A 14,431-nucleotide genomic window follows, 5' to 3' on the forward strand; every position below is an offset into this window, starting at 1 on the left:
GCGGGGCCGCCGGCGCTACTTGGTCACTGGCGGCATGGCGGCGTCGGCGCCCTTGTCGAAGCCGTAGTGGGCGATGGTTCCTGCCTGGGTGGAGGCCAGGGCCAGGGGCGCGGAGACCGAGGCGGCGACCTGTCCGACGGAGTCGACGGTGGTGACCTTCGCGTCCTCGGAGCGGATGACGGACACGACGTTGTCATCGCCGTCGGCGGATCCGACGACGACCGTGGTCGCCCGCGATGCCGTGCCGGCCAGGGCGTTGGCCCAGGCCTTGGGGTCCTGCCCCGGGGAGGCCTCGACCGTGGCCCCCTTGGCGGAGGCGGCCTGGGGGCGAGGACCGACGACGACGATCATCTCCGCCGGCCCGGTGGGTGTGGAGTCCACGGTGACGAACGGAGTGCCGGAGGTGTCGACGGTCAGCAGGTCCATGAGGGCGCGGGAGGAGTCGTCGTTGCCGGTGAGCGCCTTGGCGAGCCCCTCCCCCAGGATCCCGTTGGCGTCCTTGGAGCCGGCAGTGCCCAGGTTGCCCTGGATCTGGCCGGAGAAGGTGGATCGGTAGCTCTCGCGGGACAGGTCCACCCAGGTGGTGGTCAGGCTGACCCGACCGGTGACGGTGGCGCCGGCGGTCTTGAGCTGGGTGGCGACGGCATCGGCGTCCTCGGCCTTGGCCTCGGGCAGGAGCACCAGGGCGACGTTCTTGGAGGCCAGGGTTCCGGGCAGGAGGCTGCTAGCGGCCTGGGTGATGTAGGAGTCGCGCTCGTTGACGGCCGTCTCGGTCTGCTCAAGCTTGGTCTGGGTGGCGTTGCGGTCCTCGCGCAGGGCGGTGACCTGGTCGTTGAGCGCGGTCCCCAGCGAGTTCTGCAGGGGGCCGGCACCCAGCACCACGCCGACGGCGAGGGCCAGGAACACGGAGATGAGCGATACCAGGTGATAGCGGAAGTCGATCATGGTTGAGACCTTGGAGATGACCGTGAGAGGGGCTGCCTCTCGGATGGGCGGGAGTCGTTAGACGGTGGGTGAGTTCGGGGCCAGGCCCACCAGTGAGCGGAAGAAGTTGACGATGTCGTCCCACACGGCGCCGGACAGTCCCAGGAAGGTCTGTCCGCCCGGGGTGGCCATGAGGGCGATGGCCAGGGCGAAGGTGCCCGACAAAGCCAGGAGCAGCAGCCACCAGCCGGAGATGCGGGTGCGGTAGAGCTGGGAGACACCCTTGGCGTCGATGAGGCGGCCACCGACCTTGAGCCGGGTCAGGAAGGTCGAGGACATGCCGGCGCGCCCCTTGTCGAGGAACTCCAGCAGGGTGGCGTGCGTCCCCAGGGCGACGATGATCTCGGCACCGGCCTCGTCGGCCATGAGCATGGCGATGTCCTCGCTGGTGCCGGTGGCGGCGAAGACGTGGTGGTCAACCTCGAGCTCCTCGACGCGGGCCAGCCCCGGGGCCCGCCCGTCGCGGTAGGCGTGGACAACGATCTCGGCGCCGCAGGTGAGCGCCTTGTCCGACACGGAGTCCATGTCGCCCACGATCATGGCCGGCTTGAATCCGGCCTCCAGGACGGCATCGGCACCACCGTCGACGCCGATGATGACGGGCTTGTACTCGCGGATGTAGGGCTTGAGCGCCTGAAGGTCCTCCTTGTAGGAGTAGCCGCGCACGACGACCAGGACGTGCTTGCCGCTCATCTGCGTGGACAGCGTGGGCATGCCGACGCCGTTGAGGAGCAGGTCCCACTCGCCGCGCATGTACTCCATGGTGTTGGCGGCGAAGGCCTCGAGCTGGACGGCCAGCCCCTTCTGGGCCGCCTCCATGGCGTCTGAGACGGTCTCCTTGGTCTGGACCGAGCCCTCGGCGACGACCTGCTCCTTGCCCTCGATGCGCACGGTGCCGTCCTCGATGGCGATGCGCTGACCGTCGTGCAGACGCATAACGTCGGGGCCCAGGTCGTCCACGAGCAGGATGCCGGCGTCGAGGAGGATTTCCGGCCCGAGGTTCGGGTATCGTCCGGAGATCGACGGGGAGGCGTTGAGAACCGCGGAGGGACCGCACTCGACCAGCGCCTCAGCGGCCACCCGGTCGATGTCGGTGTGGTCGATGATCGCGATCTCACCGGGCTGGAGGCGCTTGGTGAGCCTCTTGGTGCGCGCGTCAACACGGACGACGCCGCTGGGCTGCTCGGAGACGGACGCAGGCTTCCTGCGGAAGGGATTCCTCACGGCCCGGATTGTCCCACGACTGCTTCCTGGAGAAGCTCAGCGGCGTGCCGGACCGCGGCGTGAGAGTCCTCGTGGCCTGACAGCATTCTGGCCAGCTCGCGTTCTCTCTCCTGGCCTTCGACGACGAAGACCTGCGTGCGGGTGCGTCCCGACTCGAACTTTCTCACATCCTCCCGGGGCTCCTCAGGGGCCTCCCAGAGAGTGGGGTCGGGTGTGGAGCCGGCGGGGGCCTCCGTCTGGGGACCCGGGTCAGCGACCGTCTCCTTGCGCACCACGAGGTGGGTGTCCGCCCAGGCGGCCACCTGGGCCAGGTGCGTGACCACGACGACCTGGTGGTGACGCGCCAGGCGCGCCAGGCGCCGGCCGATCTCCCTGGCGGCGCGGCCGCCTCCGCACGCCCGTCGACCCACACCCGCACCCTCGTCTTCGATGAGATCGACGCCGGTGGGCCCGGGCTCGTTGAGCCGGTTCAGCGCGACGACGAGCCGCGCCCCCTTCATCTCCAGGCCCTCCAGCTCGGCGGTAACAGCCTGCTCCAGGTGCTCGGCGAGCAGCCGGCGCGCCCGGCTCAGCTCGTCGCCGGCGTCGGCCAGCTCCTCCTCCGCCGTGGCCAGCCGCTCGGCCAGGACGGTGGCGGTGTCCTGGGGGCCATCGAGCTCGGCCAGGCGCGCGGCGGCGCGCTCGCTCCAGGCCAGGAGGGCGTCGACGTCGTCGATCTGCTCCTGGGGCCCACCGATCTCCCGGCAGGCACGCGCCAGCTCGCCACGGCGGTCCTGGACGTGGGCGAGGCGGGCCGGGTCGGCGCTCAAGGAGGACAGGTACTCGCTCAACTCGGCGGCGATGTCGGCTGCGTCGATGCCCAGGCGCTGGGTGCGCGCGGCCAGCTCGGCCAGGGCGGGGTCGCGCTCGGACTCGGCCATGAGGCTGCGCTGCGCGTAGGCGATGAGTGAGACGACGTCGGGTGTCTGGCCGGTGGCGGACTCCTCGCCGCTCAGGGCGGTGCTGGCCCCGGTGGCGGCCCTGCGCAGGTCCTCGGCGTGGTCGAGCCGTTCGGCCTCTGCTGTCAGGTCCCGGTCCTCGCCGCTGCGGGGGTCGAGCTCTGCTAGGGCCTCGAGCCAGGTGCGCAGCTGCGCGACCTCGGCGTCCCGGGCCTGGGCCGAGGCCTGCCACTCCTCGAGCGCCTGGGCGGCCTGCCTGCGCGCCTGGTAGGCCTGGGAGTAGCGACGGCACAGGGCGGCATGCTCGGCCCCGCCCAGGGAGTCCAGGGCGGCGCGTTGGGCGGCGGCCGAACGCAGCCGCAGCTGGTCGGCCTGGCCGTGGACGGAGACCAGTCGGCCTCCCACCTCGCTGAGAACCGAGGCCGGAACGGATCGTCCTCCCAGGTAGGCGCGGGAGCGGCCGGTGGAGGGGACGGTGCGCGAGGCCAGGAGGAGGTCGTCGTCGAGGTCGGCCCCGGCCTCGAGGGCGCGGGCGGCGGCGCGCGAGTCGGGGTCGACGAGGAAGGCGCCCTCGACCAGGCTGCGCTCGGAGCCCGTGCGCACGATGGTGGTCTCGGCGCGCTGGCCCAGCAGCAGCCCCAGGGAGGTCAGCACCATCGTCTTACCGGCGCCGGTCTCACCGGTCAGGGCGGTCAGGCCGCGGCTGAGGGGGAGATCGGCCTCCTCAATGACACCGAGGTCCTCGATGTGCAGGGACTCGATCACGTCATCCCTCCCGAGAGGGCCTGCTGGGCAGCTGCCTCGGCCGGATGGTCGGCAGGCCCGTCCGTGGTCCCATCCGCAGGGGTGTCCGCGACCGGCTCGCTTTCGTCGGCGGAGGATGAGGCCCTCCAACCCTCCACGGGCAGGTCGAACTTGCGCACCAGGCGGCTGGCGAAGGGGGCCTCGTTGAACCGGGCCAGGCGTACCGGGCGCTCCGCCCGGCTGACGCGGATCCTGGCGCCGACGGGCACGTCCAGGCTGCGCCTGCCATCGCACCAGATCTCGGCGCCTCCGAAGCCCGCTCTCTGGACGACGACCTCCATGCACGAGTCGGGCCCCAGGACCAAGGGGCGGGTGAACAGGGCGTGCGCGGCCACCGGCACCAGGAGGAGGGCCTCGACCTCGGGCCAGATGACGGGGCCGCCGCAGGAGAAGGCGTAGGCGGTCGAGCCGGTGGGCGTGGACATGATGAGGCCGTCGCAGCCGAAGGAGGAGACGGCCTGGCCGTCCACACCGATGGCGACCTCCAGCATGCGGGCGCGGTCCCGCTTCTCCAGGGCCGCCTCGTTGAGGGCCCACTCGCGGGTGACCGTCCCGTCCGGGGAGACGACCTCCACGTTCAGGGTAGTGCGGGTCTCGACCGTGTAGCGGCCCGCGACGAGGTCGGCAACGACCTGCTCGATGCCGTCGGGGTCGGCCTCGGCCAGGAAGCCGACATGCCCGGTGTTGATGCCCACCAGGGGGATGTCGCGTTCGCGGGCGATCTCGAAGGCACGCAGGATCGTGCCGTCACCACCGAGCACGAGTACAAGGTCGACGTGGTCGGTGCACTCCGGTCCGACGGGCTCGACGCCGTGGGCGCGCAGCGCGGCCGAGGCCCGGGCCACGGCTGAGGCCGTGGGGGCGCTGGGCCGAGGGACGGGCACCGGCTTGTCATTGAGGTCGCGCTGCAGGAGCATGACGCGCGAGATCCTCCGGTGGTGCGGTTCCGTCGCCGGCTGCTCCGGGGGCTCGGGGCAGCCGGCGGGCTTGACGCTGCTCACGGCGCCTGTGGGGCTCAGCTTGCTCATGGTTGGGTCCTTGCTCTGCTTCGTCGGGAGCTGTTTGCAGCGGGGCCTTCGGCGACGGCGCGCTCGACCTGGGCGCGCAGCTCACCGCCGCGCAGGTCCTCAGGGCTCCCGGCGCGGGAGGCGTGCATGTTCAGGAAGTACTCGACGTTACCAGCGGGACCGGGCAACGGTGAGGCGGCGACGGCGTCGACACCCACTCCCAGCGTGTGCGCGTGCTCGGCCACGGCCAGGACGGTCTCCACGTGGAGCTGCGGGTCGCGCACCACTCCCCCGTGCCCGATCCGGTCCTTGCCCACCTCGAACTGGGGCTTGACCATGAGCAGGAGGTCGGCGTCGTCGGCCGCGGCGCGCAGCAGTGGCTCGAGGACCAGGGTGAGGGAGATGAAGGACAGGTCACCCACCACCAGGTCGGGGGCCGGGGCAACGGCGGCCGGGTCGAGGGTTCGGATGTTGGTGCGGTCCAGGGCGGTGACACGTGGGTCGGAGCGCAGGGACCAGGCCAACTGGCCGTAGCCGACGTCGACGGCGACGACGTGCTCGGCACCGCGGCGCAGGAGGACGTCGGTGAAGCCTCCTGTGGAGGCTCCCGCATCCAGGCAGCGGCGGCCGTCGATACGAGGCGCCAGGCCGCGTTCCCCCAAGACGTCCAGGGCGCCTGCGAGCTTGTGGGCGCCACGTGAGACATAGTCGTCTCCGCAAGGAGTGAGGACCTCGATGGCATGGGCGGGGTTGACCTGGCGGGCCGGCTTGGTGACCACCACGCCGTCAAGAGTGACGTGGCCGTCGGTGATGAGCGCGGCGGCGTGGGTGCGGGAGCGTGCCAGTCCACGGCGTACGAGCTCGGAGTCGATGCGGATGAGGCGGGCCATGTCAGCCTTCCGCCTTGTGGAGAACGGCGGTGAGCTCCTCGTGGATGGCGGACAGCGCGGCGGCGCGCTCCTCCAGAGGCATCCGCCCGATCTCGGCGAGCTCGTCGGCGTGGTCGGTGAGGTGGTGGGAGGCGGACATCGCGGCATCGGCGCGCGGGGGCGCGGGGACCGGCGGCCTGGGAGCCGCCGGTCGCTCAGGAGCCCCTGAAGGCGGGGCCTGCTGTCCGGTGGCTTCCGGTTCGTTGCGGCTCATTCCTGACTCACCTCGACGTCGTTCTGTCCTTTCCGCGGACTGTTCCTGAGACCGGATCGGTCTCAGGGCTCGATGACCTCGATCTCGGGAAGGTCCAGCGCGGCGGCCTCTGCCCGGGCGTCCTGCGCGTCGGACCAGTCCCAGGCGGCTACGGCCAGGGCCCGGTAGGAGTCCAGGTCGATGCGCACGGGGGCGCCGTCCTGGGCGGTCACGGCTCCCCCGTGCTGCAGCTCGAGCCTCGAGCCGACGACGCGGGCGCGTCGGTCGCCGACCTGCCACCACTCCTGACCGTCCTGCACGACTCGGACGGGCTCGGGATGCGGCTCGGTCAGGCCGCGCAGGTCGGTGTGGAGGAAGCAGGGACGCTCAGCGGCCGGTGCTGCGACGACGTCTCGGGCATCTGAGACACCGGTGAGGACGTGGAGCCCGGGGATTCCGGCGGCCCGGGCACCGACGTGGTCGGTGTCGAGCCGGTCGCCGACGGCCAGCGGCCTGGTGCCACCGGCGCGCTTGAGAGCTCGTGTGTAGATCCCGGGGAAGGGTTTGCCCCCCGCCAGGGGCTCCTTGCCGGAGGCGTTGACGACGGCGGCCACGAGGCTGCCATTGCCCAGGGCGAAGCCCCGCTCGGTCGGCAGGGTGGCGTCGAGGTTGGTGGCGACGTGGAGGGCACCGGCGTTGACGGCGTAGAGCCCCTCGGACAGCAGGGCCCAGTCGACTGCGGGGTCCCATCCCTGGACGACGGCGACCGGCTCGTCCTGCGCGCTGCTGGTCACTCGGAAGCCCTCGTCGAGGAGGGCCTGTCGTACGCCATCGCCGCCGACGACGAGGACCATGGAGCCGGGTTCGACATGCTCGGTGAGCATGGCGGCCGCATCCATGGCGGCACTGAAGACCTCTGCGGGCTCGGCGACGATGTCATTGGCCTTGAGCTTGTCCACGACCGTCTGAGGCGCCCGGGAGGCGTTGTTGGTGACGAAGGACAGGCGCATCCCGGCTGCGCGGGCGGCGTTGACGTTGTCGGCGGCGTAGGGCACCCGGGCCTCGCCTGCGAAGCAGACGCCGTCGAGGTCCAGCAGCGCGACGTCGTAGGCGGCGCACAGGGGCTGCTCGCTGACCAGGAGGGTCGCGGAAGTGTCGAGAGGAGTCTGTTCGGGCAGGGTCATCGGGACTCCTCTGGGGCGTCGTCGGTCGGGGTTGTTGTCGGGGTTGTGGTTCCGTCCGCGTCAGCCGGGGAAGACTGTTCTTCTGCCTCGTCTGCCGACGGGGACGCCGACGTCTCCTCAGCCGCCTCCAGCAGCTCTGCCATCTCGGCCTCGACGCGCTCAGCGAAGGACTGCGTCCACTCGGTGTCATCCTGGTCGGCCGCATCGAGGTCCGAGGCATCGCTCTCAGCGGGCGTCTCCGTGGTGGCAGAGGCCTCCGTAGCCTCGTGACGATCGTCCGCCTTGTGAGCAGCCTTTTCTGGAGAGCCCTGCTCCTGGGCCTCTAAGTCGTAGTCGTCCTCGATGTCGAAGACCTCGACCTCGTCCTCCTCGGTCGGCTCGGGGCCGATGCGGTCTCGGATCGCTGCGGCCTCCTGGTGACGCCCGAGCTCCTCGAGCCTGTCGGCGCGCACGGAGTGCAGGCGCCTGAGGGTGTCGCTGTCAGAGGGACGCGCCCGGATGGCGTCCTCGATGACGATGAGACCGAGATCGGTCTGCCCCATCTCGTGGCGGAGGCTGGAGATGACCATGGCCAGCTCAGCGCGCTCAACCTCGTCGAGCTGGAGGGGGTCGGCCGCCTTGGCGGCCTGGAGGGCCTTGTCGGTGTGTCCCAGTGCGCGTTCGCAGTCGACCTCGATGGCTCGGTGAAGGTCGAGACCGGACAGTCGCCTAGCGGCTCGGATCTCTCGAAGCGCCTCACTGTAGTGACCGGCGAGGTACGCGGCGATGCCTGCGGTCTCGCGTACGACCGCAACACGCCCGGCATGGGAGGCGGCGTAGCGAGCGTGTTCGTAGGCGGTGTGAGGGTCGTTGTCCAGCAGCCGCTGAGTCATGACGAGGTGGCGGGCGACGTTCTCGGCATTGGCGCGTCCTAGGGCACGCAGCTCGACCCTTGCGCTCCGCTCGAGGTCGCCGGGTTCGACGTCGTCAGGGACAGCGGGTTCTGGAATGCGCTGGCGCTGCGGAGGGCGACCTCGGCGATCGTCCTTCCTGTCCTTGGGGCCTCCCCGTCCAGAGCGGTCGGTGAAACGCCCCGACTTCCTGTCTCCGTGGAAAGGTCGCCGCTCATCGGCTCCGGCGTCGCGACGACGATCGCCGCGCCAGTCGTCCCGCTGCCGGCGCTGACCACGAGACTCACCCTCGTCACGGTTTGGGGAACGCCTCTGTCCATCGTGGGTGCCATTGTTGTTCCAGCCGGAGTGACGGCTATGACGAGAGCGGTCATCATCCCCGTCGAAGCGCTTGCGTCGGCCGAAGCCGTGACGGTCGCCGTCCCGGCGACGCCTGGATGAGTCGCCGTGGTCCGCGCCGTGCCGACGGTCCTGATACGCCATGGTCCTTCTTTCGCTCCGGGACTGCCGTCAGTTCCCTCATGTCCTGATTGCCTGGGAGGAGCCTACCCGGCCCACCGCCGGATGGCGTAGCTGCACCCGGGGCAACAGGTGTGGTGCGTGGCGCGCGTGGGTGGACAGATTTGTCGGGCCCGGTACGCGGCGTAGGGCCTTTGAGGTCCGGGGTGGATCTCAAAGGCCCTACGCGGTGGTGTGTGCTCGGTGGTGTCCTACTCTCCCGCACCCTGGCGGGTGCAGTACCATCGGCGCTGTCAGGCTTAGCTTCCGGGTTCGGGATGGGTCCGGGCGTGTCCCTGTCGCTGTGACCACCGAGACGTCTGGGTGGGTAGTGCGGTGCGTTGATTCACTTGTGTGGTGGTTGCCCCCGCACCCCACACGCTCACGCTCACGCGCGTGCGTGTGTGTGTGGTTGGTGGTGGGTTGGGTGTGGACCGTATAGTGGACGCTTTCGTGCTTACCGTTGTTCCCCTCGTCCCACGCACCGTGTTGTGGCGGGTGGGGGGTGTTGTTTGTGTTGGCCTATTAGTACCAGTCAGCTCCAACCGTTACCGGTCTTCCACCTCTGGCCTATCAACCCAGTAGTCTGCTGGGGGCCTACCAGGAAGGACGAGTCCTTCCTGCGGAGACCTTGTCTTGAAGATGGTTTCCCGCTTAGATGCTTTCAGCGGTTACCCGTCCCGAACGTAGCCAACCAGCCGTGCCCCGGGCGGGACAACTGGCACACCAGAGGTTCGTCCGTCCCGGTCCTCTCGTACTAGGGACAGGCCTTCTCAAGTCTCCTGCGCGCGCAGAGGATAGGGACCGAACTGTCTCACGACGTTCTAAACCCAGCTCGCGTACCGCTTTAATGGGCGAACAGCCCAACCCTTGGGACCTGCTCCAGCCCCAGGATGCGACGAGCCGACATCGAGGTGCCAAACCATGCCGTCGATATGGACTCTTGGGCAGGATCAGCCTGTTATCCCCGGGGTACCTTTTATCCGTTGAGCGACGACCCACCCACACGGGATCGCCGGATCACTAGTTCCTACTTTCGTACCTGCTCGACCCGTCGGTCTCACAGTCAAGCTCCCTTGTGCACTTGCACTCAACACCTGGTTGCCGACCAGGCTGAGGGAACCTTTGAGCGCCTCCGTTACACTTTAGGAGGCAACCGCCCCAGTTAAACTACCCACCAGGCACTGTCCCTAACCCGGATCACGGGCCCAGGTTCAGGCGCACGCCATAACCAGAGTGGTATTTCAAGGACGACTCCACCGCTACTGGCGTAACGGCTTCAACGTCTCCCACCTATCCTGCACAAGCTATAGCGGGCGCCAATACCAAGCTGTAGTAAAGGTCCCGGGGTCTTTCCGTCCTTCTGCGCGAAACGAGCATCTTTACTCGTACTGCAATTTCGCCGAGCTCATGGTTGAGACAGCGGGGAAGTCGTTACGCCATTCGTGCAGGTCGGAACTTACCCGACAAGGAATTTCGCTACCTTAGGATGGTTATAGTTACCACCGCCGTTTACTGGGGCTTAAATTCACCACGTCACCCGAGGGTTAATGGTTCCTCTTAACCTTCCAGCACCGGGCAGGCGTCAGTCCGTATACATCGCCTTACGGCTTCGCACGGACCTGTGTTTTTAGTAAACAGTCGCTTCCCCCTGGTCTCTGCGACCCTCCCCCCTAACAGGCCAGCTGTTTCAGGGATCAGGCCCCCCTTCTCCCGAAGTTACGGGGGCATTTTGCCGAGTTCCTTAACCATGATTCACTCGTGCGCCTAGGCATACTCTGCCCGACCACCTGTGTCGGTTTAGGGTACGGGCGGCTGGCACCATCGCGTCGAGGCTTTTCTCGGCACCCCAGGATCACCCTGTTATCCCCCACCAGCGTGGGGTCACCATCACGCCTCACCCCCGTCATCCAAGACAGTCCCCCGGATTTACCTGGGCAACGGGCTGCGCGCTTGAACGGACCAAGCCATCAGGTCCGCCGGGCTACCACTGTGCGTCACCCCTGTTAACACGCTTGCCTACCTGCACGGAGGGTCCCCAGACCCCACCACCACAACCCCCACCAGGCCCGAAGACCTGAGCTGAGGGCCGATATGGCAGCACGGCGTGGGTTAGCACCCGCGCGTCAGCATGGGCGGTGCTTCGCCGGTACGGGAATATCAACCCGTCATCCATCGACTACGCCTGTCGGCCTCGCCTTAGGTCCCGACTCACCCAGGGCGGACTAGCCTGGCCCTGGAACCCTTGGTCATTCGGCGCTAGGGCTTCTCACCCTAGTATCGCTACTCATGCCTGCATTCTCACTCCCGCACCGTCCACCAGCAGTCACCCACAGGCTTCCCCCGGTGCAGGACGCTCCCCTACCACCCACAGCCCCTGCCACCACCCCAGCAACGTGGGACGATGAAGGGAACAAACGCTGTGGGTCCGCGGCTTCGGCGGTGTGCTTGAGCCCCGCTACATTGTCGGCGCACGATCACTTGACCAGTGAGCTATTACGCACTCTTTCAAGGATGGCTGCTTCTAAGCCAACCTCCTGGTTGTCTGCGCGACCGCACATCCTTTCCCACTTAGCACACGCTTAGGGGCCTTAGCCGGCGATCTGGGCTGTTTCCCTCTCGACCACGGAGCTTATCCCCCGCAGTCTCACTGCCACGCTACAACCCGCACGGCATTCGGAGTTTGGTTGACGTCAGTAACCCTGTGGGGCCCATCAGCCACCCAGTAGCTCTACCTCCGCCGGGCAACACGCGACGCTGCACCTAAATGCATTTCGGGGAGAACCAGCTATCACGGAGTTTGATTGGCCTTTCACCCCTACCCACAGCTCATCCCCCCAGTTTTCAACCTAGGTGGGTTCGGTCCTCCACACGCTCTTACACGTGCTTCAACCTGGCCATGGGTAGATCACCCCGCTTCGGGTCCAGAACGCGCCACTACACTCGCCCTGTTCGGACTCGCTCTCGCTACGGCTACCCCACACGGGTTAACCTCGCGACACGCCACTGACTCGCAGGCTCATTCTTCAAAAGGCACGCCACCACCCCCACACACAACAAGCATGGGAGGCTCTGACGGCTTGCAAGCGCCCGGTTTCAGGTACTATTTCACTCCCCTCCCGGGGTACTTTTCACCATTCCCTCACGGTACTATCCACTATCGGTCATCAGGAGGTATTCAGGCAGCCAAGTGGTCTTGGCAGATTCACACAGGATTCCACGAGCCCCGTGCTACTCGGGCACCACCCCAGACACGCACCAACCAGTTCCGCCTACGGGGGTATCACCCACTACGCCACGCCTTCCCAGACGATTCAGCTACAGATCAGCACACGCGCCCGGTCTCCGGCAGAAGACCAACAGGACAGCCCCACAACCCCGCACACGCAACCCCTGCCGAGTATCACACGCACACGGTTTCACCATCATCCGCTTTCGCTCGCCACTACTCACGGAATATCTTCTCCTACGGGTACTAAGATGTTTCACTTCCCCGCGTCACCCCCCACACCCTATACAATTCAGATGCAGGTGACACGACATAACTCGTGCCGGGTCCCCCCATTCGGAAACCCTCGGATCACAGCCCGCCAGCCGGCTCCCCGAGGAATATCGCAGGCCACCACGTCCTTCATCGGCCCCTGATGCCAAGGCATCCACCGAACGCTCAAAAAAACAAACAACACAACACACGACAAAACAAAAGAAATGTCACAGAAATCTTACAGTAAGATGCTCGCGTCCACTATACAGTTCACAACCAACCCACCCACACCCACACCCCACCACCAACAGGCAGCAGAAGCACAGGCCAGGCAACCAGGGCGCACTGCCCCAGAACCCCGACAGCATGCCACCCCCACACACGCACACAACCGCGCACACCAGGGGCACCCACCACAACAGACCACCACGACCACAACAGCCGCAGCAGCCCACCACAAGCAGGCGTGTTTCCTACACCACACAACACCACAACCAACCAACCCCACACAACAGCGCAAGGCCAGCCAGCCGCAGCTTCCGTGCGAGACACCCCCTCCAGGCCGGCCCAGACCACACTGGCCCAGACAAAACAAACAACCAAAAAAGAAGGAGGAGGCAAACCGCCCCACACAAACCTATCCTTAGAAAGGAGGTGATCCAGCCGCACCTTCCGGTACGGCTACCTTGTTACGACTTCGTCCCAATCACCAGCCCCACCTTCGACCGCTCCCCGTAGGGCCACGGGCTTCGGGTGTTGCCGACTTTCATGACGTGACGGGCGGTGTGTACAAGGCCCGAGAACGTATTCACCGCAGCGTTGCTGATCTGCGATTACTAGCGACTCCAACTTCACGGTGTCGAGTTGCAGACACCGATCCGAACTGAGACCGGCTTTAAGGGATTCGCTCCACCTCACGGCATCGCAGCCCTCTGTACCGGCCATTGTAGCATGCGTGAAGCCCAAGACATAAGGGGCATGATGATTTGACGTCATCCCCACCTTCCTCCGAGTTGACCCCGGCAGTCTCCCGCGAGTCCCCACCACAACGTGCTGGCAACACGAGACAAGGGTTGCGCTCGTTGCGGGACTTAACCCAACATCTCACGACACGAGCTGACGACAACCATGCACCACCTGTGAACCAGCCCCCCACAAAGGAGAGGAAACCCCGTCTCCGGAGCCATCCGGCACATGTCAAGCCTTGGTAAGGTTCTTCGCGTTGCATCGAATTAATCCGCATGCTCCGCCGCTTGTGCGGGCCCCCGTCAATTCCTTTGAGTTTTAGCCTTGCGGCCGTACTCCCCAGGCGGGGCACTTAATGCGTTAGCTACGGCGCGGAAAACCCGGAAAAGGCCCCCCACACCTAGTGCCCAACGTTTACGGCGTGGACTACCAGGGTATCTAATCCTGTTCGCTCCCCACGCTTTCGCTCCTCAGCGTCAGTAACGGCCCAGAGACCCGCCTTCGCCACCGGTGTTCTTCCTGATATCTGCGCATTCCACCGCTACACCAGGAGTTCCAGCCTCCCCTACCGCACTCAAGCCGGCCCGTACCCACCGCAAGCCCCCAGTTAAGCCAGAGGATTTCACGACAGACGCGACCAGCCGCCTACGAGCTCTTTACGCCCAATAATTCCGGACAACGCTCGCGCCCTACGTATTACCGCGGCTGCTGGCACGTAGTTAGCCGGCGCTTCTTATCCAGCTACCGTCAACCCACCCACACAGGAGCAGGCCTGCTTCACTGGCGAAAGAGGTTCACAACCCGAAGGCCTCCATCCCTCACGCGGCGTCGCTGCATCAGGCTTGCGCCCATTGTGCAATATTCCCCACTGCTGCCTCCCGTAGGAGTCTGGGCCGTGTCTCAGTCCCAGTGTGACCGTCCACCCTCTCAGGCCGGCTACCCGTCACCGCCTTGGTAGGCCATCACCCCACCAACAAGCTGATAGGCCGCGAGCCCATCCCCCACCAAAAACACCCAAAAGGCGCAATCTTTCCCAGGCCCACCATGCGACAGACCCAGAATATCCCGTATTAGCCACACTTTCATGCGGTTATCCAGAAGAAGGGGGCAGGTTACTCACGTGTTACTCACCCGTTCGCCACTCATCCACACCCACCACAAAGGAAGGCGCTTCACCGTTCGACTTGCATGTGTTAAGCACGCCGCCAGCGTTCGTCCTGAGCCAGGATCAAACTCTCCAAACAAAACCAACAAAACCACAAAGGTTCCAATCAGAAAAAGCCCAGAAAACCAGACCACATGGCCCCACCCAACCCCCACAACAGAAGCC

The 14,431-nt window shown here is 66.4% G+C and carries 8 protein-coding genes and 3 rRNA genes; all 11 read right to left on the minus strand.

The annotated features are described in order from the left end of the window. Positions 1-15: 15 nt before the first annotated feature. Positions 16-945: a copper transporter gene (locus tag BQ8008_RS05715; RefSeq protein ID WP_108833175.1), complete on the minus strand. Its 930-nt coding sequence runs from the start codon at positions 943-945 to the stop codon at positions 16-18. Between the two features lie 57 nt (positions 946-1,002). Next, complete coding sequence (steA, locus tag BQ8008_RS05720) at positions 1,003-2,208, minus strand: putative cytokinetic ring protein SteA (RefSeq protein WP_108833176.1); 1,206 nt, start codon at positions 2,206-2,208, stop codon at positions 1,003-1,005. After that, positions 2,205-3,911 (minus strand): DNA repair protein RecN, encoded by a 1,707-nt coding sequence (locus BQ8008_RS05725; protein ID WP_108833177.1) that lies wholly within the window; start codon positions 3,909-3,911, stop codon positions 2,205-2,207. The genes steA and BQ8008_RS05725 overlap by 4 nt, the downstream gene beginning before the upstream one ends. After that, a complete protein-coding gene (locus BQ8008_RS05730) occupies positions 3,908-4,867 on the minus strand; it encodes an NAD kinase (protein WP_234415453.1) in 960 nt (319 codons plus the stop codon). Before BQ8008_RS05730 ends, BQ8008_RS05725 begins: the two co-directional genes overlap by 4 nt. A 107-nt stretch (positions 4,868-4,974) precedes the next feature. Further along, positions 4,975-5,847, minus strand: coding sequence for a TlyA family RNA methyltransferase (locus BQ8008_RS05735; RefSeq protein WP_108833179.1), 873 nt, complete (start codon positions 5,845-5,847; stop codon positions 4,975-4,977). Position 5,848: 1 nt separating this feature from the next. After that, complete coding sequence (locus tag BQ8008_RS05740) at positions 5,849-6,100, minus strand: hypothetical protein (protein WP_108833180.1); 252 nt, start codon at positions 6,098-6,100, stop codon at positions 5,849-5,851. A 62-nt stretch (positions 6,101-6,162) separates the two neighbouring features. Then, a complete protein-coding gene (locus tag BQ8008_RS05745; protein ID WP_108833181.1) occupies positions 6,163-7,263 on the minus strand; it encodes an HAD-IIA family hydrolase in 1,101 nt (366 codons plus the stop codon). Then, on the minus strand, positions 7,260-8,135 hold the full coding sequence (locus BQ8008_RS05750) for a hypothetical protein (protein ID WP_108833182.1): 876 nt from the start codon (positions 8,133-8,135) through the stop codon (positions 7,260-7,262). Before BQ8008_RS05750 ends, BQ8008_RS05745 begins: the two co-directional genes overlap by 4 nt. A 715-nt stretch (positions 8,136-8,850) precedes the next feature. Then, positions 8,851-8,967: ribosomal RNA gene (gene rrf / locus BQ8008_RS05760) — 5S ribosomal RNA — on the minus strand. Between the two features lie 190 nt (positions 8,968-9,157). Continuing rightward, positions 9,158-12,334: ribosomal RNA gene (locus BQ8008_RS05765) — 23S ribosomal RNA — on the minus strand. Between the two features lie 448 nt (positions 12,335-12,782). Continuing rightward, positions 12,783-14,345: ribosomal RNA gene (locus BQ8008_RS05770) — 16S ribosomal RNA — on the minus strand. The 16S, 23S and 5S rRNA genes sit together here, the layout of an rRNA operon. Between the last annotated feature and the right edge of the window lie 86 nt (positions 14,346-14,431).

This window comes from Actinomyces sp. Marseille-P3109, from assembly GCF_900323545.1.
In the GTDB taxonomy this organism is placed as follows: domain Bacteria; phylum Actinomycetota; class Actinomycetes; order Actinomycetales; family Actinomycetaceae; genus Actinomyces.

Excerpts from the sequence above, each read along its gene's own strand:
- BQ8008_RS05715 (WP_108833175.1), bottom strand. The coding sequence starts at position 945 with ATGATCGACTTCCGCTATCACCTGGTATCGCTCATCTCCGTGTTCCTG.
- BQ8008_RS05730 (WP_234415453.1), bottom strand. The coding sequence starts at position 4,867 with ATGCTCCTGCAGCGCGACCTCAATGACAAGCCGGTGCCCGTCCCTCGG.
- BQ8008_RS05735 (WP_108833179.1), bottom strand. The coding sequence starts at position 5,847 with ATGGCCCGCCTCATCCGCATCGACTCCGAGCTCGTACGCCGTGGACTG.
- BQ8008_RS05740 (WP_108833180.1), bottom strand. The coding sequence starts at position 6,100 with ATGAGCCGCAACGAACCGGAAGCCACCGGACAGCAGGCCCCGCCTTCA.
- BQ8008_RS05745 (WP_108833181.1), bottom strand. The coding sequence starts at position 7,263 with ATGACCCTGCCCGAACAGACTCCTCTCGACACTTCCGCGACCCTCCTG.
- BQ8008_RS05750 (WP_108833182.1), bottom strand. The coding sequence starts at position 8,135 with ATGACTCAGCGGCTGCTGGACAACGACCCTCACACCGCCTACGAACAC.